Here is a 24130-nt window from a genome sequence, read left to right on the forward strand (position 1 = left end):
CATGTCAGGTCATGACATGAGCCCGAGAGCCCGTGCCGCACCTTCTCCCTGAGTCTCGATGTTCATCCGGCATTGCTCATGCCGTGCCTGACGGGCTTGCCGCTCTGCGCTCCCGTCTGCTTATAAAAAAATAATCTGCTCACGGACGGTGATTCCTGATGGTCGACAAATCTTCCTCGCGCGGGACGGGCTTCGCTCATCCTGATACAGAGCAACCCTTTGACCAAAACCAATGTGTTCATGGTCTTTTCGAAGCCCAGGCGCAGCGCAATCCTGACGCCATAGCGGCACGCTTCGAACTGGACACGCTTGACTATGCGACGCTCAATACCCAGGCCAACCGCCTGGCCCATTACCTGCGCAGCCTTGGTGTCGGGCCGGATGTGCGTGTCGGGATTTGCCTGGAGCGCTCGCTGGACATGCTGGTCGGTGTGCTCGCGGTACTCAAGGCGGGCGGTGCCTACCTGCCGCTGGACCCCGCGTACCCGAAAGCCCGCCTGGCACACATGCTGGCAGACAGCGCGCCACGCGTGCTGCTGAGCCACGCTCCGGCGCGCGCGGCGTTGCTGGCGGCGCTGGAGGAGGGTGAGGTTGCAACGCAGGTGCTTGATCTGGCCGATACCCGCCTATGGGCAGCGCAGCCGATGCACAACCCTGACCCGCGTGCGGTCGGTCTGACGTCCCGCCATCTGGCTTACGTGATCTACACCTCGGGCTCCACCGGTATGCCCAAGGGTGTCATGGTCGAGCACCGTGGGCTGATCGCGGTGAGCGCTGCCTGGGAGCCGTTGTACGCGCTGCACAACCCCCTCAATCACCTGCAAATGGCCGGGTTTTCCTTCGATGTGTTCAGCGCCGACCTGATCCGCGCACTGGGTTTTGGCGGCACGCTCGTGCTCTGCCCGCGTGACACGCTGATGGACCCGCCTGCGCTGTATCGCCTGTTGAGCGAGGCGCGCATCGATTTTGCGGACTTCGTGCCGGCGGTGCTCAACCCGTTGCTGGTCTGGGCGCAGGAGGCGGGGCGCGACCTGTCGTTCATGAGCACGGTGGTTTGCGGCTCGGACATCTGGACGGCGCACAGCGCGCGCCAACTGCGTGGGTTGTGTGGCGAGCAGACGCAGATCGTCCAGGCCTACGGTGTTACCGAAGCGAGCATCGACAGCACCTGTTTCGAGTTCGAACCCGACAGCCATGTCGACGCGGTGCTGCCCATCGGGCGGGCATTGGCCAATACGCGGATTTACCTGCTCGATGCTGCTGGCGATAGGGTTCCCCAGGGCGTGACCGGCGAACTGTACATCGGCGGCGCGGGGGTTGCGCGTGGCTACCTGAATTTGCCGGAATTGACCCGCGAGCGCTTCATTGACAGCCCGTTTGTGGCCGGTGATCGGTTGTACCGTACTGGCGATCTGGCCCGCTATCGGGCTGACGGCCATCTGGAGTTCCTCGGTCGCAACGACTCGCAGGCCAAGCTGCGCGGCCTGCGCCTGGAACTGGGGGAAATCGAGGCACGCCTGGCCGAGGTTGCCGGTGTGCGGGACAACGTGGTGGTACTGCGCGAGGACGGCGCGGGCGTGCCCAGGCTGATTGCCTACTTTCGCGAACAGACCGGCGCAGCGCTGACGCCCAAAGGCCTGCGCCAGCATCTGCAGCTCAGCCTGCCGGACTACATGATTCCTGCTGCGTTCGTGCGCATGGACGCGCTGCCGCTGACCGCCAATGGCAAGCTGGACCGCATCGCGCTGCCCGAGCCGGGGGATGACGCGTTCGATCGGCATGTCTTCGAAGCCGCGCAAGGCGCGCTGGAAGTCTCACTTGCGGCCATCTGGGCCGAGGTGCTGGGTGTCGAGCGAGTCGGTCGCCAGGATCACTTTTTTGCACTCGGCGGCCACTCGCTGCTGGTGATGCGCGTGCTGGCCAAGGTTCGGCAGACGCTGCATCTGGAGGTGTCACCCTCAGCCCTGTTTACCGCCCCTGTGCTGCAGCAGTTCGCCGAACGACTGAGCACCGCTCGGCAGGGCAGCCCCCGCCCACCAATCACGGCTGTAGCGCGTAGCGAGGCACACACGTTGTCGTCGGCCCAGCAACGCCTGTGGTTTCTGGCGCAGATGGAAGGCGGCAATGCGGCTTACCACATGCCCTTGAACCTGCGCCTGCGCGGGCCGTTGCAGGTGGCCGCGCTGGAGCGCAGTTTCAATCAACTGGTGACCCGCCACGAGGCGCTGCGCACCACGTTTTTCACGGTCGAGGGCGAGGGGCGGCAGCGTGTTGCGGCGGCGGGCGCGATCATGCCGTTGCCAGTCATTGACCTGCGCGACGAGCACGATGCCCAGGCGCGTCTGCTGGCGCTGATCGACGCAGAGGGCAGCAAGCCGTTCGATCTGGCGGTGGGGCCGTTGATGCGCGTCAGCCTGGTCAAGCTGGCCGACGACGATCACGTGTTGCTGCTGACCCAGCACCACATCGTCTCGGATGGCTGGTCGATGGGCGTGCTGACCCGTGAGCTGGGGCTGCTCTACGAGGCGGCTATTCAGCAACCGGCCGCGCACGGGCAGTCCCTGTCACTGCCGCCGCTGGCCGTTCAGTATGTGGACTACGCGGCCTGGCAACGCCAGTGGCTGTGCGGCGAGGTGCTGGATGCGCAGCGGCGCTACTGGCGTGAAACCCTGAGCGGTGCGCCGCTACTGCTGGAGTTGCCCACCGATCACAAACGACCGGCGGCCCAGGATTACCGCGGCGGCTTCGTGCCGCTGGTCTTTGACCGTGCGCTGACGGCACGGCTCCGAGTGTTGGCTACGCAGCAGGGCACCACGTTGTTCATGAACCTTCTGGCGGCCTGGTCGCTGCTGTTGATGCGCCTGTCGGGGCAGGATGACGTGGTCATCGGTGTGCCCTCGGCGAACCGCAGCCAGCAGGAGCTGGAAGGGTTGATCGGGTTCTTCGTCAATACCCTGGCGCTGCGCATGACCCGCTCCGGCAGCCCGACGGTGGCCAGTTGGCTGCAACAGGCGCGCAGCGTTGCGCTTGCCGCTCAGGAACATCAGGACTTGCCGTTCGATCAAGTGGTGGAGTTGCTCAATCCGCCGCGCAGTCTGGCTTACAGCCCGGTGTTTCAGGTGCTGTTCGCCTGGGAGCAGCATCAGGATTCGGATCTGGAATTGTCCGGGCTCGACGTCAGCGTGCTGCAAAGCGTACAGCCAGTGGCTAAATTCGACCTGCAACTGGCACTCAGCGAACGTGACGGACAAATCGTCGGCGGCTTGGAATACGCGTCGGGGCTGTTCGAGCCGGAGACCGTGGTGCAGATGGGCGAATACCTGCGCCGCATCCTCACGCAGATGGTCGAGGACAGCGAGCAGCCGCTGGCAACGCTCGACCTGCTCAACGCCGAGCAGCACCGACGGATCGTCCACGACTGGAACCGCACCGAACGCGATACCTCGGCGCAGCCCGATTGCGTCAAGCGCTTCGAGGCCGTGGCGCAGCGCACACCTGACGCCGTGGCGTTGCTGGCCGATGAGCGAGCGCTGACTTACGCCGAACTCAATCAGTCTGCCAACCGCCTGGCGAATTACCTGATCGAGCAGGGCGTGAGGCCCGAGCAGCGCGTGGGGCTGTGCCTGGAGCGCTCGCCGCAGATGGTCATCGGCCTGCTGGCCATCCTCAAGACCGGCGCCGCTTACGTGCCGTTCGATCCGGCATACCCGGCAGAGCGTCTGGCGTTCATGTTCGCGGATGCCGCACCGAGCCTGCTGCTGACCCAGACTGCACTGCGTGCCGGTCTGCCGCCGTTGCCCGACACGCTGCCGATCTGCTGCCTCGACGTGCAGGCGCAGCGCTGGTCTGGGTATTCCGAGGCCAACCCGCAAGTACCCGTCAGCCCCGGTAACCTGGCTTACGTGCTCTACACCTCCGGTTCGACCGGGCGGCCCAAGGGCGTGGCGCACAGTCGTGCGGCGCTGGATAACCTGATCGCCTGGCAACTGGAGCAAACGCCTGTTTCACAACGCGTGCTGCAATTCGCATCGTTGAATTTCGACGTGTCGTTTCAGGAAATCTGCAGCACGTTGTGCCAAGGCGGCAGCCTGGTGCTGATGAGCGAAGCCGGTCGCAAAGACCTCGCCGCGCTGCGTCCGACGCTGGTGGCCGAGGGCGTACAACGGGCGTTTCTGCCGTTCGCCGTGCTTCAGCAACTGGCCAGTTTCACTGAAACCGACGCGTCGGTGCCGATGCCCTTGCCAAAGGGCGGCTGCGAAGTCATCACCGCTGGCGAGGCGTTGCTCGTCAATGATGAACTGCGTGCCTTTGTCTGCGGCCTTGGCGGTGCGCAACTGCACAACCAGTACGGCCCGACCGAAACCCACGTGGTCAGCCAGTTCAGCCTGAACTGTGACGACGCCGGGCAGTGGCCGGACGCACCGCCGATTGGCCGGCCCATCGCCAATGCGCGTTTGTATGTGCTGGACGGCGACCTGAACCCGGTACCGGTCGGCGTGGCAGGCGAGCTGTATATCGCCGGTGACTGCCTGGCCCGGGGTTATCTGAATCGTCCGGACTTGAGCGCCGAACGCTTCCTGCCGGACCCGTTCAACCCGCAGCCCGGTGCGCGTATGTACCGCAGCGGTGACCTGGCGCGGTTTGCGGCCGACGGCAACATGCACTACCTGGGACGCATCGACCAGCAGGTCAAGTTGCGCGGCTTTCGCGTCGAACTGGGCGAGATCGACAGCCTTCTGCACCAGCAACCCGGTGTGCAGGAAGCGGTGGTGCTGCTGCGCGAAGACATGCCGGGCGATAAGCGCCTGGTGGCCTATGTGGTGGGGTCTGCAACTGCCGAAACATTGCGTGCCGAGCTGCACCGCCACCTGCCGGAACACATGGTGCCGACGGCCTGGGTGGCGCTGGCGCAGTTGCCGCTGACCCGTAATGGCAAGCTCGACCGTCAGGCGCTGCCGTTACCGGAGCGGCAGGCCGCCAGTGCCTACGTGGCACCGCGCGACGAGACCGAGCGGCAGATGGTGTGTATCTGGGCCGAGGTGCTCAAGTGCCCGCAGGTCGGCATCCACGACAACTTTTTCGAACTGGGCGGGCACTCGCTGCTGGCCACGCGGATGATCTACATGATCAACCAGCGCATGGGCGCGCAGCTGTCCCTGAGCAGCCTGTTCAAGACGCCGGTGCTGATGGACCTGGCCGAGCAGGTGCGGCTCGGGCGGGGTGACGGGCCTTCGCTCGACACACCCTTTGCCCTGATTGAAGCCGATCGTAGCGCACGTTACGCGCCGTTTCCGCTGACCGATATCCAGCAGGCGTACTGGTTTGGCCGCGAGGCGTCGGTCAGCCTCGGCGGGGTCAGTGCCCATGGCTATGAAGAGCTGCGCATCCCCGGCCTCGACGTGCCACGTTTCGAGCAGGCGCTGAACCGCATGATCCAGCGGCACGACATGCTGCGCGTGGTGTTCCTTGGCGACGGCACGCAGCAGGTCCTCGACAGCGTGCCGATCTACCACATGCCCCGCAACGATCTGCGCGGCCTGTCTCCCGATGCTGCGCAGCAGGCCCTGCAAGGCACCCGCGAACGTCAGTCCCATCAGGTGCTGGACGCCAGTCGCTGGCCGTTGTTCGAGTTCAGTCTGTCGTTGCTCGATGGGGACATCAGCCATCTGCACATCAGCCTTGACGCACTGATCGTCGACGCCGCGAGTACGCAGATTCTGGCGCGCGAACTGATGGCCTTTTATGCCGACCCGCAGTTGCAACTGCCCGAACCGGGGCTGACCTTTCGCGATTACGTGCTGGCCGAGCAGCGCTTGCGCAATGACAGCCGCTACGCACAGGCGCTGGACTACTGGCGCGAGAAGGTTGCCACGCTGGCACCTGCGCCGGACCTGCCGCTGGTGTGCCAGCCGGAAAGTATCAGCCAGCCGCACTTTACCCGCCGCGACCGCGAGCTTTCAGCATTGCAGTGGTCACGGCTCAAGGAACTCGCCAGGCAATTTGCCGTGACGCCATCGGTGATGCTGCTGACCGCGTTCAGCGAGGTGCTGGCGCTGTGGAGTCGGCAGCCGCGCTTCACGCTGAGTCTGCCGCTGTTCAACCGCATGCCGCTGCACCCGGATGTCGATGAGATCATCGGTGACTTCACTTCGCTGGTCTTGCTTGAAGTCAATCTGGACGGGGCCGCGAGCTTCATCGACAAGGCGCGTGCCGTGCAGGCACGGTTGTGGCAAGACATCGACCATTCGGTGGTCAGCGGCGTGCGGGTGCTGCGTGAACTGTCCCAGGCCCGAGGCGTGCAGCAGACCGCCATGCCGATCGTGTTCAACAGCACCCTGTCGGAAGCTGCGCCGGAACTGGCTGAATTCAACCTTGCCGACGCGTTGAATGCCGAGCACATGCACAGCATCACCCAGACTCCGCAGGTCTGGCTTGACCACACGCTGCTGGAGCTGGAAGGGCGCCTGCTGTTCAACTGGGACAGCATCGACGAATTGTTTCCGCAAGGCCTGATCGAGCAGATGTTCGTCGCCTACAACGCGCTGCTGGATCGCCTGCTGGACGCCGATGCCTGGAACGCTGGCACGGTGGAGCTGATACCGCTGGCACGCTTGCCGACGCCCGAGGCCAGCCCCGTTGACTCGGTGCTGATGCACGAACTGTTCGATCGCCAGGCACTCGCTGCCCCGGATGCGCTGGCGGTCATCGGCACCCAGCGGCAGTTGAGTTATCGCCAGCTGCGAACCGAAGCGCGGCAACTGGCGACGCTGCTTCAGCGTCGCGGCGTGGTGCCCAATCAACTGGTCGCGGTGGTCATGGAACGTGGCTGGGAACAGGTCGTCGCGACGCTGGCGATCCAGTACGCCGGCGGGGCCTACCTGCCGCTCGACCCGGCACTGCCGGTCGAGCGCCTGGAGCATATTCTGCAACGTGCCGAAGCCAGCCTGGCGCTGACCCAGCCGGCACTGCTGCAACGTGTCGAGTGGCCCGCGCAGGTCCAGGTCATCAGCGTGAGCGACCCGATCATTGCCGACGCCGGCCGTTCCGATCAGGCCGAATTAAACGCCGTGCATCTCACCCCGGACGATCTGGCCTATGTGATCTACACCTCGGGCTCGACCGGCCTGCCCAAGGGCGTGGTCATCGATCATCGCGGTGCGGTGAATACGCTGCTCGACATCAACCGGCGCTTTGCCGTCGGCGCTGCGGACCGGGTGCTGGCGGTTTCATCGCTGAGTTTTGACCTGTCGGTCTATGACTTCTTCGGCACGCTGGCCGCTGGCGCTGCAGTGGTGCTGCTCGAACCGCAGCAGGCCCTCGACCCGGCGCACTGGCTGACGCTGATCGAGCGGCATCAGGTCAGCCTGTGGAATTCGGTGCCGGCCTTGTTCGGCATGCTGCTGGAGTATGTGCAAAGCGAGCGCAGCGTGTTGCCGTCGTGCCTGCGCGTGGCGATGCTGTCAGGCGACTGGATTCCCCTGACGCTGCCCGAGCGTGCCTGGGCGCTGCAGCCGGCGCTGCAACTGATCAGCCTTGGCGGGGCGACCGAAGCGTCCATCTGGTCGATCCAGTATCCGCTGCAACAGGTCGACCCCGCGTGGCGCAGTATTCCCTACGGCAAGGCGCTGGATCACCAGCGCTTCTATGTGCTGGATGACGCCTTGCAGGTTCGCCCGACCTGGGTGGCTGGCCAGTTGTATATCGGCGGTATCGGCCTGGCCAAGGGCTATTGGCGTGATGAAGCCCTGAGTGCCGGCAGTTTCTTCGCTCACCCGCTGACCGGCGAACGTCTGTACCGGACCGGCGACCTGGGGCGCTGGCTGCCCGACGGCAATATCGAGTTTCTCGGGCGGGAAGACACCCAGGTCAAGGTCCAGGGGCACCGTATCGAGCTGGGCGAGATCGAAGCGGCGCTCAATCGCCATCCCGGCGTACAGAGCGCCGTGGTGCGGGTGCTCGGCGAAGCGCTGGGCGAGAAGCGGCTTGCGGGCTACGTACTCAAGGCCGATCCCTCGTTGCAGGCCAGTGATTTTACCCAGTACCTGGCAGACAAACTGCCGGCCTACATGGTGCCGACATCGTTTACCTTCGTGCAGGAATGGCCGCTGTCGGCCAACGGCAAGGTCGACAAGAAGCGCCTGCCGGAGCCATCGCAGGTTCAGGACGCCGGCCCCGCGCTGGAAGTGCAGGGGCCACAGGAGCAACAACTGGTGATGATCGTGCAGGGCGTGCTCAAGCGTCCGTCGATCGCTGCCGACGCCAATTTGCTCAACCTGGGCGCCACCTCGATCGACATTGTCAGGATCAGCAATGCGCTGTCCGGCGAACTGCAGTTCCGTCCCAACGTTGCGCAACTGCTGGCGCAGCCGACGCTGCTCAACCTGCTCGGCATGTACCGCCGGAATCTGGTCAACGGCAGTGTGGTCGACAGCGTTCGTCAGCGCGCGGGTTCGCCCGAACAGGTGATCGAGGATCCGCAGCAGCGGGCGCGCTTCAAGGCCGAGCAGCGCGGGCGGCGGACCTTCGCCCCGCAGGTTGCGGCGCTGGACCTGGCGCGTCCGGATAACCCGGCGTTCGCGCGGCGCTTCAGCGACTATCGCTCGGTACGCCAATTCGCTGACCGACCCATTCCGAGCGAGGCGTTTGCCGGGTTACTGGCCAGCCTGGCGCAGGGGCAACTGCACGGCGAGGTCAAATACCAGTTCCCGTCCGCAGGCGGTCTGTACCCGATCCAGTGCTACCTGTATGTCAAACCCCAGCGGGTCACCGGCGTTGCTGCCGGCGCCTATTACTACGACCCGGTTGAGCACCGCCTGCTGATGCTCGACAGCGAGCCGCTCGACCCTGACACCTACGATTATTTCGTCAACCGCCCGGTGTATGAAAACGCTGCGTTCTCGCTGTTCTTCATCGCCGACATGGCCGCGATCCGGCCGCTGTATGGCGAGCGCAGTCGCGACTTCTGTCATATCGAAGCCGGGGGCATGGCGCAATTGCTGAGCATGACGGCGGTGGAGCAGGGCCTTGGCCTGTGTGGCATGGGCTCGCTCGAAGAGCAGCAATTGTCGGCCCTGTTCGACCTGGGACCGAATCATCAGTTGATCTACTCGATGGTGGGCGGCCTGCGTAATGCCGACGAACAACGCCGCGCGCAGGTCGAGGCGTTCGCTTCTGCCGCGGATCAAACGGACGACGCCAGCGACATGGAGGAGATAGAGATATGAATGCCTATCAATTGCTGGAGTTGTTCGGTCGCCACGCCGTGGTGCTTGAAGTGGACGGCGAGAAACTGCGCTGCAAGGCGCCGCGCGGGTTTCTGAATGACGAGATGCTGCAGGCGCTCAAGCAGCACAAGGCAGAACTGATTGCCTTGCTGAGCGGCACCGACCCCGCCGCGATCCCTCGGCGTGCTGCCGGGCAAACGGCTGTTGCGCTGTCGTTTTCACAACGCCAGCTGTGGTTTCTCGATCAGATGGAACCGGGTAATGCGTTCTATAACGTGCCCACTGCGGTGCTGCTGAAAGGCGTGCTGGATGTGTCGGCGCTGGAGCGGGCGCTGAATGAATTGATCATGCGCCATGAAATATTGCGCACCACCTTTGCCAGCGTGGATGGCGAGCCACGGCAGATCGTGCACCCGGCGATGCCGCTGGTGATGCCAGGTGTCGACCTGCGTGACCTGTCGCCGACGGCGCGCGAAGCGCACGTCAGGATGGCGGTGGAGCAGCAGGCCAAGGCGCCGTTTGACCTGGCCAGCGGCCCGTTGCTGCGAGCCTCGCTGCTGCGCCTGGCGGATGAGGAATATCTCTGGCTGTACAGCGTGCACCACATCATTGCCGATGGCTGGTCGATGGGCGTGATCCTTCAGGAAGTGACCGCCTTGTATGGCGATTTTCTGTGCGGTCGGGCGTCCAGTCTGGCGCCGCTGGCGGTGCAGTACGCCGATTACGCCTGCTGGCAGCAACAGCGTCTGGGCGACGAGGCGCTGGCCGGGCAGCTGGACTTCTGGAAGCGCACGCTGGCCGACGCGCCGCCGCTGCTCGACATGCCTGCCGACCGGCCACGTCCGACCGTGCAGCGCTACGTCGGGGCGACCTTCAGCTCGACGGTCGACGGCACCACCCTGCGTGCGCTCAACGCGCTGGCCAGACAGACCCAGGGCACGCTGTTCAACGTGCTGATCGGCGCGCTGTCGGTCCTGCTCTGGCGCCACAGTGGTCAGCTGGACCTGTGCATCGGTACGCCATTCGCCAACCGCAGCCGTCCCGAAATCGAGCCGCTGATCGGCCATTTCGTCAACACTCAGGTGATTCGCCAGCGCCTCGATCCGCTGCAGACCTTTGCCGAGCTGTTGCGCGAAGTGCGCGCCACTCTGCTGGATGTTCACGCGCATCAGGATGTGCCTTTCGACCGCGTGGTGGAGGCCGTCAACCCGCCGCGCGATACCGCGTATTCGCCTCTGTTTCAGGTGATGATGGTGTTGCAGAACACCCCGGGCAACGCCGCACAGATGCCGGGCCTGGGCATGACCCCATACGGCACCGGGAGCGCCACGGCCAAGTTCGACCTGGCGTTCGAATGGGTCGAGCGCGACGGTGTGCTGAGCCTGCTGGTGGAATACAACACTGATCTGTTTGACCAGACCAGCATCGAGCGCCTGAGCGGGCACTATCGTCAGTTGCTGGAGCAGGTGGCGCTGAACCCCAAGCAGCCTGTGGGTGCACTGACGCTGATCAGCGATGCCGAACGCGCACAGATACTGCATGCGTGGAACAGCCCGGCACCGCTGGCTCAGCCCGTCGACTGCGTGCATCGCCTGATCGAAGCTCAGGTCACGCGTCGGCAGGCCGAGTGTGCGGTCATCTTCGAGGGTCGATCGCTGAGCTACAGCCAGCTCAACACTCAGGCCAACCGCCTGGCGCATCACTTGCTCACCCTCGGCGTCGGCCCGGATGTGCGCGTGGCGGTCTGTATCGAGCGCTCGCTGGAACTGCCCGTGGCCTTGCTGGCGGTGCTCAAGGCCGGGGGCGCCTATGTGCCGCTGGACCCGGATTATCCATCGGGACGCCTGCGGCATATTCTCGATGACACGTCCCCCGTGGTGCTGCTTGCCCAAGGGCCGACGCGCAAGATCCTGCTCGAGGCTTTACAAGGAGCGGACTGCGAAGTGCCGATCCTCGATGTGCAAGCCGATGCTGCGCTCTGGGCTGACTGCTCTTCAGACAATCCGGAGACGCAGCGTGTCGCGGTGAACGCCGACCACCTGGCGTATGTGCTGTATACCTCCGGCACTACCGGGCTGCCCAAGGGGGCGATGGTCACGCATCGCGGCCTGAGCAACCTGCTGTTGTGGTGTCAGCAGTTCTGCGGCGAATGTGGAAGCATGTTGCACAAGATCCCATTCGGTTTCGACGCCTCGGCCTGGGAGATCTTCTGGCCGTTGCTTACCGGTGGCAGGCTGGTCATCGCCCGTCCCGGCGGGCATTTCGAACCCGGTTACCTGGCGCAGGTGGTGCGCGAACAAAGCGTTACCGCGATGGTGTTCGTGCCGGCCATGTTGCAACTGTTTCTGGAGGTCGAAGAGGTCAGCGCCTGTCACACCCTCAAGGATGTGTTCAGTGGCGGCGGGGAGCTGTCGCCCGCAGTGGCCAGGCTGTTTCAGCAGCGTCTGCCGCATGCCCGCCTGCACAACGTCTATGGTCCGACCGAAACCACAGTGATCAGCAGTGTCTGGACGCTACAGCCCGGTGCCGACGTCCCGCCGCGCCAATTGCCCATCGGACGGCCCATCGCCAACACCCGTTTTTACGTGCTCGACGAGCGTGATGCGCCCGTGCCGGCCGGGGTCACCGGTCAGTTGCACATTGGTGGTGTCGGCGTCGCACGGGGTTATCTGGGGCTCGACGAGCTGACTGCCGAACGGTTTATCGACAACCCGTTCGTTGCCGGTGACCGGCTGTACCGCAGCGGCGACCTGGCGCGTTATCGTCCGGACGGTCAGTTGGAGTTTATCGGTCGCAACGACTTTCAGGTCAAGTTGCGTGGCATTCGCCTGGAACTGAGTGAAATCGAAGCGCGGCTGGACCTGTTCCCCGGTATTCGCACCAGTGTGGCATTGATAGTCGGTGATACTGCGCAGAACCAGCGCCTGGTGGCGTGCTGCGTCACCGATAGCCCAGTGGATGAATCCGCACTGCGTGCGCATCTGGCAACGACCCTGTCCAGCGCCGTCATGCCCAGCGCTTATCTGTGGCTGGACGCCTTGCCGTTGACGGTCAACGGCAAGGTCGACCGTGCAGCGCTCGCGGCACAGGCCGATCAGGATCTGGCCGACCGGCAGGTCAATCTCGGCAGTCCCCGGGACCATATCGAGCTGACCCTGTATCAGATCTGGAAAGACCTGCTGCTGGTGCCGCAGATCGGCATTCGCGACAACTTCTTCAACGTCGGCGGGACATCGATTGCGGCGATCAAGATGGCCTACGAAATTGGCCGGGCGTTCAGCGTCGAGGTGCCTGTGCGCGTGATCCTCGGCCACCCGACCATCGAGGCGCTGGGCGGCTGGCTGCGTACCGGGGCCAGCCTGGCCGCGGCACAGGACAACCTGATCGAATTCCGGCGCGGCGCCGGGCAACGCAACGTGGTGTGCATTCACCCGGCGGGCGGCACGGCGTTCTGCTACCTGTCACTGGCCAAGGAACTGCCGGACAGCATCGGTGTGTACGGTGTGCAATCGCCAGGGTTGAACCCCGGAGAAAGCACCGAGCCGAGCGTCGAAGCCATGGCCGACGCCTATTTGCGGCGGATCGCGGCGTTGACCTCACAGCCGCTGGTGCTCACCGGACTGTCGTTCGGTGGCCTGGTGGCGTACGAAATGGCCCGCCGTCTGACAGCTGCCGGCCATCGTCAGGTGACGGTGGTGCTGCTCGATACCCAGGGCTCGGATGACCCGGGGTTCCGGCAACAGATCGGGACTGTGGACATGGCGGAGTTTCGCGACAAGCTGGTGCGCTTCAACGGCATGTACCCCGGCATCGAAGACGCGCAGGTCGAGCGGTATTTCCACCTCTACAACCACAACCGCCTGGCCATGGCCGCGTACGAGTGCGCGCCGCAAGCCGGGCGCATCGTGCTGATCCAGGCTCGCGAAGGCTTTACCCGCACGCAGTTGCATGAGCTGCGCGGGTTCTGGCGTCGCCGCGCGGGCAACGGTTACAGAGCCCGGCTGGTTCACGGCGGGCACTGGGACATGCTGGAAAGCGCCGAGGTGCATCGGGTCTCGCAGACGCTCAGGCAAGAGCTGCAACGTTTCGACACGCAGGAGGCGCAATGATGAACCGGCACGAGGAGAATATCGCCCGCAACCCCCAGACCCTGCTGTCGCGTTTTGCCGAGCAGGTACGCCGTGATCCCCAGGCGCTGGCCGTGATCGATCGACAGGTACGGCTGACCTACGCGCAACTGGCCAGCGCCAGTGAGCGCATCGCCAAAGGTCTGCTGGCACAAGGCGCAAGCCCTGCGGAGCCGATTGCCCTGTGCATGCCGCGCTGCTGGCAATGGGTCGCCACGATACTGGCCGTGCTGAAAGTCGGGGCTGTGGTGGTGCCGCTGGATCGGGCCAGCCCGGCCCGGCGTCGACAATTGATGCTCGACGACGCAGGCTGCGTCGGGCTGGTGACCCTCGGCGAAGACGCGGACAGTTTGGCAGCGCCACAACACGGCTGGTACGTCAGCGTCGAAGCCCTGCTGGAATTCCCCGATCAGCCTGCACTGCGGCTGCCCGAGGATTTTGCCGTGTCGAGCTTCCTGTTCTACACCTCGGGTACCACCGGCACCCCGAAAGCCGTGGATGTGGGCGAGCGTGGCCTGTTGCGTCTGGCCCGGACCGACGGTTGCCTGGATATTCGCGCAGGCGAGCGCGTGTCCTGTTTGTCCAACCCGGCGTTCGACGCCTGTAACTTCGAACTGTGGGCACCGCTGCTCAACGGCGGTTGTTGCGTCATCATTGCCGACGCAGACCTGCAGGACGCACAGCAACTGGCCAGGGTTCTGGAAACGCAGCAGGTCGATAGCCTGTTCATGACCGTTTCGTTGTTCAACACCTTGAGCGCAGATAACCCCGCCTGTTTCGCCAGCCTGCGCCAGGTGCTGATCGGCGGTGAGCAGGTCAGCGCCGCAGCGGTGCGGGCCTGGTATCAGGCCAATCCCGACAGCCGCTGCCGGATTTTCAACGCCTACGGACCTACTGAATGCACCACCTTCGCTGTGTGCTATCCGATCCCCCGCGATTTTGCCGGTGACGCAGTGCCGATCGGTCGGCCATTGCCCGACACCGGCGTGCAGGTGCTCGACCCGCAACAGCGGCCGGTTGCCCGTGGCGAGGCGGGTGAGCTTTACCTGAGCGGCAGCGGGGTCGCACGCGGTTACCGCAACCGTTGTGCAGAGACCGCACAGCGTTTCCTGCGCCTGCCGACAATCGATGCCGGGGACGTGCTGCATTACCGAACCGGCGATCAGGTGCGGGTCAATGCCGACGGGTTGATCGAGTACCTGGGGCGGATTGATCGTCAGGTGAAGGTCCGCGGTTTTCGCATCGAGCCGGGCGAGGTCGAGCAGCGCATTCTGGAGCATCCGCAGGTGGCGCAGGTGCATGTCTGTACCCGTCGCCAAGCGGCCGAAGACCACCAGTTGCTGGCCTTCATCGTGCCGCGCGAGGCGCTGGACTATCGCGATTTCGACCAGCACCTGCGCGACAACCTGGCGGTATGGATGCGCCCGCATCAGCTGTTTGTGCTGCAGCGCCTGCCGTTGACCGCCAATGGCAAGATCGATCAGCGTGCGCTGCTGGAGCAGCCCTTGAAACCGTGGCGCCCGCAGGCGGGTTCGCGCGCAGGCGAGCAACACTCGCCCGCGTTGGACTGGCTGCTGAGCCATGCCCGCAGGCTGTTGGCGCAACCTGAGCTGAACGGCGAGGATGACTGGCTGGGCAGCGGCGGCGACTCGCTCAAGGCCATGCGTTTGCGCTCTGCAATCCGCACCCACTGGCGGCGGGAAATCACGCTGGGTGCGGTGCTGAGCGAATCGTTTTCGGCACTGGCCGAGCGACTCGGTGATGAGCAGGGTGAGGCGTCGGCCTATCCGCCTGCGCCGCCCGTCAACCGTTCAGGGCGTGCGCCAGCGACGGCCGAGCAAAGTCGCCTGTGGCTGATGCAGCAGCGCACGCCGCAGGCGACCGCCTACAACGTGCCGCTCATCCTGCACCTGGCGGCGGGTGTTCAACTCTCCGCACTGGTCGACGCCGTGCAGCGTCTGTTGACTCGGCACAGCGGGCTGCGCACGGCGTTCGTGTCCGCTGCCGACGGGCTGCATCAGCAGGTTCACCAACGGGAAGCGGTCTGCCAGACCTTTGCCACCGGGGCTTTCAGTGAGCAGACCTGGCGCAGCTTTGCAGCCCTGGTCTTTGACACACCTTTCGATCTGGCGACATCGGCCCTGTGCAAGGCCTGGCTGTTGCCGTTTGCCGATGGCAGCTGTCGCTTGCTGCTGAACCTGCACCACGTGGCCATCGATGGCTGGTCGATGAACCTGTTGTTCGATGACCTGGTGCAACTGTACGACGATGCGCTGCAGGGGCGGCCGAGTGCCGAGCCTTCGCCAGGTCTGGGCACGCTGGAGTTTGCGCTCTGGCAACGGCAATGGCGGGTCGACCCGCGTTACCGCGATCAGCGTCGCGCGCTGGCCGGGTTGCACCGTCAGCACCCGGCGTCTTCGCCCGCGCTGCTGCCGGTTCGCGAGCCTGGACCGCAGGCACGGCTCTATCGTCAGCCGCTGGGAACCACGCGCAGTGCTGCATTGGATCGGTTTTGCAGCCGCCAGCGCGTCACTCGTTATGAGGTGCTGTTCAGCGTCTATGCCTGGAGCATTTACGCCCTGACCGGCTGTGAACGGCCACGCATCGCCAGCCCGGTATCCAACCGTCCGCTGAGCGAATTCGAAGACGCCATCGGGATGTTCGCCAATACCGTGCTGATCCCCACGGCGTTCGACCGCGACAAGGCGCTTGACCAGCAGCTGCATCAGCAAACCGCCACTGTGCGTGAGGTGCTGGCCTTGCAGGACGTCGCGCTGGCGGACCTGGTGGAAGACCTGCGGTTGTCGTCGAGCAGTGCGCTGTTCGATTTCATGTTTGTGCTGGAAAACACCGACTACGCCAGGCTGGCCCAAACCGGCCTGCGCGCCACGCTGGAATTCAACGAGACCGTGCAGGCCAAATGCCCGCTGACCTTGCTGGTGGTCGATGCCGGGTCACAGCTGGAATGCTGGTGGGAGTACCAGTGCAGTTATTTCGATGCGGGCCAAATGGTCGCCGTCAATCAGCTCTTGCAGCAGGGGCTTGATCTGCTGCTGGAGAAGCCGTCGGCGACCCTCGATGCGCTGCTCACGCCTTACCGCTTCAGCCTGCCGCCCGCCAGTCAGGGCGACAGCGCTGAGCCGCCGTTCAACACCGTGGCCGACTGGTTCGCCTATCAGGTGAGTTGCACGCCGGATGCTCCGGCACTGATCGATGATCAGCAGTGCATCAGCTACGCCGAACTGGATGCACTGGCCGATACGCTGGCGGCCACCCTGGTCGAGCAGTGTCCGCTGCCGGAGGAAAATAGTGCGCCGCTGCAAGTGGTCCTGTACCTCGAGGCGTCGGTCGAGCACATCGTGGCCTTGCTGGCGCTGGCCAGGCTCAATCTGACGGCGGTGCCCCTCGATCCTGGCTATCCGCTGGCGGTGCAGCGTCAGGTCATGCAGCAGGCGCAGCCCGGCTGTGTGCTGTACAGCGCGGCCACCGAGGCAGCACTGGAGCAGTTAAGCGCAGACCCACGAGTCTGTCATCGCGTCGACCTGAGCGCTGCCGCACGGCCGTTCGAACGTCGCCGTCATGCGGGCGAACGACCGTTGTACACGCTGTTCACGTCCGGCTCGACGGGAACGCCGAAAGGGGTTCAGGTGCCGGACCGGACCCTTTGCAATCTGTTGCACTGGCAGCGCAACGAGGGGCAGTTGCCCGCGAAGTCAGTGACCCTGCAATTCTCCATGCTGTCGTTCGATGTGTCGTTTCAGGAGATTTTCAGCACCCTCTGCGGCGGAGGCTGTTACCACCTGATCAACCCGCGCTGGCGGCAGGATGCCCAGGCATTACTGAGCTATCTGGTGCAGACGCGCATCGAACGGCTGTTCCTGCCGTGCGTGGCCTTGCAGCATCTGGCGCAGACTGCTGTCAGCCAGGGCGTGTATCCGCAGGCGTTGCGCGAGGTGATCACGGCGGGCGAGCAACTGCTGTGCACCGAGGCATTGCGCAACTGGTTTGGCGGCATGCCGCAGGCACGGCTGTTCAATCACTACGGCCCTACCGAAACCCACGTGGTCAGCGCCTGGCGTTTGCCTGCGGCGGTTCACGACTGGCCGCTGCGCGCGCCGATCGGGCGGGCAGTGAGCAATGCTCGCCTGCTGCTGGTGGACGAACACGACCGGCCGGTGCCGAGTGGCAGCCAGGGCTATCTGCTGGTGGCTGGACCTATGATTTCGCGCTGCTACCTCGCTGCCCCGGCGCTGAATGCCGCGCGTTTTGTCGAGTTGCCGCAGCCTGAGGGCCTGACCCTGTTCTATCGCACCGGCGATCTGGCGCGGGCTGATGCAAACGCCTGCCTGCACTACCTGGGCCGGGACGATCAGCAGATCAAGATCAGTGGCCAGCGTCTTGAGTTGGGGCAGATCGAGGCCGTGCTGATGCAGGTCGCTCAGGTGAGCAACGCGGTGGTGGCCATGCAGGCTGAGCCGCCCCGGCTGGTGGCCTGGTTGCACAGCGAGGGTACGCTGCCCGATGCACAGCAGCTTGACCGACAGATCAGCCTGCACCTGCCGGCGCATGTGCGGATTGACGAGTACCGGCGGGTTGACGCCTGGCCGCGCACGCCGAGCGGCAAGATTGATCGCAGGGCGCTGGGAGATCTGGGCGAGGTGCTGCAACGGCAACGCACCGGGCTGCCTGCGGCACCATTGAGCGCACTTGAACAGCAACTGAGCGAATTGTTCGTGGCGGTCATCGGTCGCGACATCGAGCCTGATCAGACCTTCTTCGAAGCCGGCGCCACCAGCCTCGGCCTGATGCGCCTGCATGCCCGCTACAACGAAGCACTGCCGCAGCCAGTGGCAATGGCCGCGTTGTTCGAGCATGTCAGCGTGCGCCGCCTGGCGCAGCATCTCTCCGGACCGGCAGGGCAAACGCCCGGTGCAGGGAAGGGCCATGAGCGAGGCGCCAAGGCTGGCGAACAACCCATGGCGATCATCGGCATGTCGGTGAATGTGGCCGGCGCGAGCAACCTCGCCGAATTCTGGGCGATGGTTCAAGGAAACGGCTTGGGCATCGAGCATTTCGACGCTGCCGATGGGCTGGTCGGTGCGCGCAGTCAACTGAGCGGCCTGCTGGATTTCGATCCCGAGTATTTCGGCATCAGCCTGCAGGAAGCACGGCTGATGGACCCGCAGCAGCGGCACCTGCTGATGGGCTGCGTGCAGGCACTGCAACATGCTGGGCTCAGGCCTAAAGCCGACGGGCCGCGCATCGGCCTGATCGCCAGTTGCGGCGAAACCACGTATTTCCAGCAAATGCTGCGCGAAACCGCCGAGGGCGATCTGCCGGACGGCTTTCAGATGGCGCTGCACCACGACAAGGACTTTCTGGCCACCAAGGCGGCTTACCATCTCGACCTCGGCGGTCCGGCACTCAGCGTTCAGGCGGCGTGCGGCAGCTCGCTGATTGCCGTGCACCTGGCGGCGGCGATGCTGCGTCAGGGCGACAGTGACGTGATGCTGGCCGCCGGGGTGTTGATCGACCCGACTCTGACCGATGGCTATCGTTATCGCCCGCAGCACATTTTTTCCCGCGACGGGCTGTGCCGTCCGTTCAGTGACGACGCCAGCGGCACCATCGGTGCCAGCGGTTACGGGGTGGTGGTACTCAAACCGCTGGAGCGCGCCCAGGCCGACGGCGACCGGATCTACGCACTGGTCGAAGCCTCTGCGCTGAACAACGATGGCCGCGCCAAGATGAGTTACACCGCGCCATCGGTGGCGGGGCAGAGCGCGGTGATCAGCGAGGCGCTGCGCAAGGCCGGGATCAATGGCGCCGACATGGGCTACATCGAGGCCCACGGTACCGGCACGTTGTTGGGCGACCCGATTGAAGTGGCTGCATTGACCAAGGCGTTCGGCGCGGCACCAGCCGCCCGTTGCGCGCTGGCCTCAGTGAAAAGCCAGGTGGGTCATCTGGGCGCGGCTGCCGGCGTGGTCGGGCTGATTCGCGCGACGCTTGCCGTGTTTCACGGGGTGATCCCGCCCAACCTGGGCTTTGCCCGGATCAATCCGCAAATCGATCTGCAGCACTCGCCGTTCTACATTCCCACCACCTCACGGCCCTGGCCCGAGGGGCGTCGGCGTCTGGCCGGGGTCAGCAGTTTCGGCATCGGTGGCACCAACGCGCATGTGATTGTCGGCGCCGCGCCGCAGCAGACAGACCGCGTCGAGGATTGCCCGGCGTGCCTGCTGCTGTCGGCGCACAGCCGTACTGCCCTGGAGCGGGACATGCTGGCGATTGAAGCCTGGCTCAACGCCTTTCCCGAGCAGCAGGCTGCGCTGCTGCGTTACCTGCAAAACGGTCGACGCGCGTTGCCCTGGCGCTTCGCGATGATCTGCCAGCCCGGTCAGACACCGCGCCTGCAAGCCTCGTCGATCAAGCAGGTGACGCTTTCGGACGTGCGAGTGAACGCCAGCGAGCATTCGCCCCAGGCCCTGCTGGACGCCTGGTATGCGGGGGCCAGCATCGAAGGGGCGACCGGTTCGACGCCGCCACCCTGGGACTTGCCTCCCTCGGCATTCGATCTGCAGACCTTCCGCTTCAAACCGGCCGTTCGTACCGAACTGCAGAAGTCGTCAGCCGTCGAGCGCCAGCCGCTGGCAGACTGGTTTTATCAGCGTCAGTGGCAGCGGGTAAGCCGTCTGCGTACCCAACCGACTGGTGAGGGTCGTGACGTGCTGGTGGTGTGTAGCCATGAGCGTCTGGATGCCACCACGCTTGGCAGTCTGCAGGGTGTCTATCGGCATGTCATCGAGGTGCAGGCCGGCAATGGCTACCAGCAGCTTGGCCCGAATCGTTATGAGCTCGACCCGCTGGACCCTGTGGCGTTTGGTCGATTGATCGCCACGCTCGATCAGAATGGGCAGACGGCGAGCGAACTGGACTGGCTGCATGCCTTGCCGCTGTCGGTGGGCGGGTCGGTTGACGAGCAAAGCCTTGCGGCCGCGCAATGGGCCTGTCTGGATACGCTCAGCGCGTTATTGCAGGCCTGGGGACAGAACGTACAGAAGACCGCCCTGCGGCTCTGGCTGTTGTCCTGGCAGGCATGCCCGGTGAACGGTCAGGTCTTGCGTCCTGAACTGGCGGCGCTGGCCGGTATCACCGAAGTGGCGCCGCAGGAGTACCCGATACGCTGTCATTGGCTGGACCTGCCCATGGCGCAGTTGAGCACTCAGGCGCGGCACCTGGCGGCGCTGCTGGCCGAACCGGCGTCGCTGCCGCGGCGCATGGCCATTCGTGACGGTTATCTGTGGCAGCCACAGCTGCTGCCCAGTCCGCTGGTGACTCCGACGGCTGGTTCGAATCTGTTGCCGGCGAACGGCACGTTGCTGGTGCTCGGCGGTACAGGCGGCATCGGGCGTACCTTGTGTGAACACCTGCTGCAATCCAGCCAGCGGCGGATAGTGCTGCTGTCGCGAGGTGGCGAGTGTCCGAAACAACTGCACGCCTACGCTTCGCGCATCGATAGCATCGCTGCGGATATCGCCGACCTGGCGCGCTGGCCCACGGTGCTTGAACAGTTGCGTGAGCGTTATGGGCATTTTGACGGCGTGATTCACGCGGCCGGCACCGGAGCGGGCAGCCTGATCCGTCAGCGCGAGGCTCACGTGCTGTCTGAGGCGATGGCCAGCAAGACCCGCGGCATGCTGGCGGTCGAAGCGTTGATCGAGCAGATGAACCCGGGGTTCGTCCTGTATTGCTCTTCGATGTCGGCACTGTTCGGTGGCGCCGGGCACCTGGACTACGCCGCCGCCAGTGCCATGCTTGACGGTTTTACCCACTACCGGCCGCATGCCGAAAATGGCTGTGTGCGTCTGGGCATCAACTGGGACATCTGGCGCGATGTCGGCATGGCCGCTGCCAGTGGCGTCGGGGATGACGCGCACCAGCGGCATCTGGCGGTCGGCATGTCGGCGCAGGAGGGCTGCCGGGTATTCGATGCGGCGATGACGGCTCAACTGCCGCAGTTGCTGATATCGACCACCGATCCAGCGACGGCACGACACTTTTACCCGGTTCGCCACAGTGCAGTGGCGACGCTGGCTGATACTGCGCCAGCGCTGGCGGCAGACACTGAAGCGCCTGACCGTCTGCCCGGGCATCTGCATGACTGCCTGTGCAAATGGCTTGGTGTGAATGCTCTGCAGCCGGATGCCTCGCTCTATGAGCTGGGCGCCGATTCTCTGACCCTGCTGGACCTGATCGATGAACTGCAGGCCGCGACCGGCGTGGTCTTCCAGTTGTCGCAGTTCAGCCACACGGTCAGCCTGACCGAGGTCTTGGCGCTGGTGCAGGCGTCAGCGGCCGGAACGGCTGCGGACGAAGACCAATGGGCCGATGCGGTGAGGATCGATCAGTGGCATGCGGGCGCGGGCCGCGAGCGCCTGTATCTGATTCACCCGGTGGGTGGCGACGTGCAGGCGTACCGCGAGCTGGCCTCGGCGCTGCACCCTGATCTGGGCGTGTGGGTGATCGCCGATCCGGCCTTGCGCCTGCCCGAATTGCCGAACATCAGCGTGGATGAGCGCGCGCAACTGTATCTCAAGGCGTTGCAGGCCCATCACCCCGACGGCACGGCATGGCGGCTGGCCGGCTGGTCGTTCGGCGCGTGGGTGACGCAGGCGATGTGCAGCCTGTTAAAGGAGGATTGCGAGCAGCCATTGTTGTACCTGATCGATCCCCCCGCGCCGGATGCGGGCACCGAGCTGGCGCAGATCGGCGAAGCGCAGATTCAGCAGGTCTTCCAGCGCGAGTTTTCTGCACGGCGCGGCCTCAACACGACCACCAGCGCGGCCAGCGAAGACACGCCGCGTTACCTGCAAAGCCTGATTGTCTGCTGCCAGAACAATATGGCGAGCATGGCGGGCCACCAGCCCGTGACGCTGGCGCGCACTCCAGTGCGGCTGTTCATTGCCACGCAGCCCAATCCTTACGGCATGGGCAGCGCCTGGCGGATCGCCGATCTGCAGCGCGCCTGGCAAAGGCTGTTGCCGCACATGTCGAGCTGGCAAGCACTGGACACCGACCACTACGGCATTGTCGCAGCGCCCTGGGCGCAGGTGATTGCCGAGATGATCAATGCGGACCTGTCGGCGGCGCAGGGCTGAACGTAACGGCAGGCTTTTCAGGCGGGGCTGAAGTCCCCGCAGACGAACCACGGGCATGGTGACCAGCCATGCCAACAACCTGAAGGTGAGGGATCATGGATCAAATGGCACTCAAGGCCATAGAAGGCATCGCAGGCGCCGTGCGTGCGCCGTATCAGAGCATCACGGTCAACCGCCTGACACCGATCATCGGTGCCGAGGTCGGCGGTGTCGATCTGTCGCAGCCACTCAGTGCGGAGCAGTTGACGGAAATCCGCCGGGCCTTTCTGGAAAATCACGTGCTGGTGTTTCGCGACCAGCACCTGACGGTCGAGCAGCACAAGGCATTCGGCCGACTGTTTGGTCCGTTGCGCGCCTTGCCGGTGGACAGCATCGATGGCGATGACCCGGAACTGGTCGTGGTGCGCGCCAACGCCCAATCGCGTTTCGCTGCGGGCGAGCAATGGCACACCGACGGCACCGCTGATCTGGAGCCGTCGATGGGCTCGATGCTGTACGTCAAGGAGACACCCGCCATCGGCACCGGCGGCGACACGCTGTTTGCCAACATGCACCTGGCCATTGAAATGCTCTCGCCGGCGATGCAGCAGTTTCTCGGCGGGCTGACAGCCATTCACGATGGCGAGATTCCGTGGAAGGGCTATCAGCCACCTCCCGGCCTCCCGAAAAGCGAGCACCCGGTGGTGGTTCGCCACCCTGAAACCGGACGCCGCAGCCTGTTCGTCAATTCCGGGTTCACCTCGCATATCGTGCAACTCTCGCCCGGCGAGAGCCGCACCGTGCTGAGTATGCTGTTCGAGCTGATCGCCCGCGAACCTTGCCTCAGTTGTCGCGTGCGCTGGGAACCGAACACGCTGGTGTTCTGGGATAACCGTTGCACCCAGCATCACGCGGTGTGGGATTACTTCCCGCACTCGCGCCATGGCGAGCGGGTGACGATTCTCGGAGGGCGGCCTCAGGCCTGAAGGCACTTGCGGATTGACCGGCGAACACCGTTCAGCTGCTTCATCAGCGCAGTGGCAGGTGGTATATCAGGTCGTCGAACCACTGATCGCCGATCTGATAGGCCTGCGGGACGCGGCGCTCGAAGGTGAAGCCGCATTTCTCCAGGACCTTGCAGGAGGCGATGTTGCCGTCGGTCACGGTCGATTCCAGTGAATCCAGGCCGATGGCAGCGGCGTAGTCGATGATTGCCCGGCGTGACTCGGTGCCGAAGCCCTTGCCTTGATGTTCCGGCAGTAACAGACAGCCCACTTCGGCATGACCCGGCGACAGGATGCGAAAGCCACTGACCCCCAGCTCTGCATCGTTTTGTGTGTCTGTGACCACCAGGCACAGCCAGTGATCGGACGCCGGCGTCCACTCGGGGAGGCGATGATCGAAGCCTTTACGGATCTGCGCCTCTTCGATTTCTCCGAATACGTAGCGCATGGTCTCGGGCTCGGAATGCAGCCTCAAAAACAGTGGCCAGTCGCTGGCGAGCAGGGTTCGCAGATAAAGTCGTTCGGTGTGTAGTTCCAGCATCCGTTGCTCCCGGGACAATCAAAAAAGGCACAGGGTTTTGTACTCGGCCTGCGGTCAATGATCAATAATGCACGCGCATTTCATCGCCATTGCT

General features: G+C 64.6%; 5 protein-coding genes. 4 read left to right on the top strand and 1 reads right to left on the bottom strand.

The window, feature by feature from the left end; translation table 11 throughout:
* Window positions 1–158: 158 nt before the first annotated feature.
* The 4 genes from KUIN1_RS09360 to KUIN1_RS09375 all read left to right on the top strand — a co-directional run bounded on the left by KUIN1_RS09360 (window position 159) and on the right by KUIN1_RS09375 (window position 23477).
* Window positions 159–9224, top strand: a complete 9066-nt coding sequence (locus KUIN1_RS09360) for a non-ribosomal peptide synthetase (RefSeq protein ID WP_152091949.1) — start codon at window positions 159–161, stop codon at window positions 9222–9224.
* The gene (locus KUIN1_RS09365; protein ID WP_116886295.1) at window positions 9221–13333 is read left to right on the top strand and encodes a non-ribosomal peptide synthetase; all 4113 of its coding nucleotides are present in this window, start codon (window positions 9221–9223) and stop codon (window positions 13331–13333) included. The genes KUIN1_RS09360 and KUIN1_RS09365 overlap by 4 nt, the downstream gene beginning before the upstream one ends.
* On the top strand, window positions 13330–22512 hold the full coding sequence (locus tag KUIN1_RS09370; protein ID WP_152091950.1) for a hybrid non-ribosomal peptide synthetase/type I polyketide synthase: 9183 nt from the start codon (window positions 13330–13332) through the stop codon (window positions 22510–22512). Before KUIN1_RS09365 ends, KUIN1_RS09370 begins: the two co-directional genes overlap by 4 nt.
* 95 nt (window positions 22513–22607) lie before the next feature.
* Entirely contained in the window at window positions 22608–23477 is an 870-nt protein-coding gene (locus KUIN1_RS09375) for a TauD/TfdA dioxygenase family protein (RefSeq protein ID WP_152091951.1), read from the top strand.
* A 43-nt stretch (window positions 23478–23520) separates the two neighbouring features.
* Here KUIN1_RS09375 and KUIN1_RS09380 read toward each other — a convergent pair whose 3' ends face one another.
* Window positions 23521–24036: a GNAT family N-acetyltransferase gene (locus KUIN1_RS09380; RefSeq protein WP_003404381.1), complete on the bottom strand. Its 516-nt coding sequence runs from the start codon at window positions 24034–24036 to the stop codon at window positions 23521–23523.
* Window positions 24037–24130: the final 94 nt, after the last annotated feature.

This window comes from Pseudomonas sp. KUIN-1 (assembly GCF_009176725.1).
Classification (GTDB): domain Bacteria; phylum Pseudomonadota; class Gammaproteobacteria; order Pseudomonadales; family Pseudomonadaceae; genus Aquipseudomonas; species Aquipseudomonas fragariae.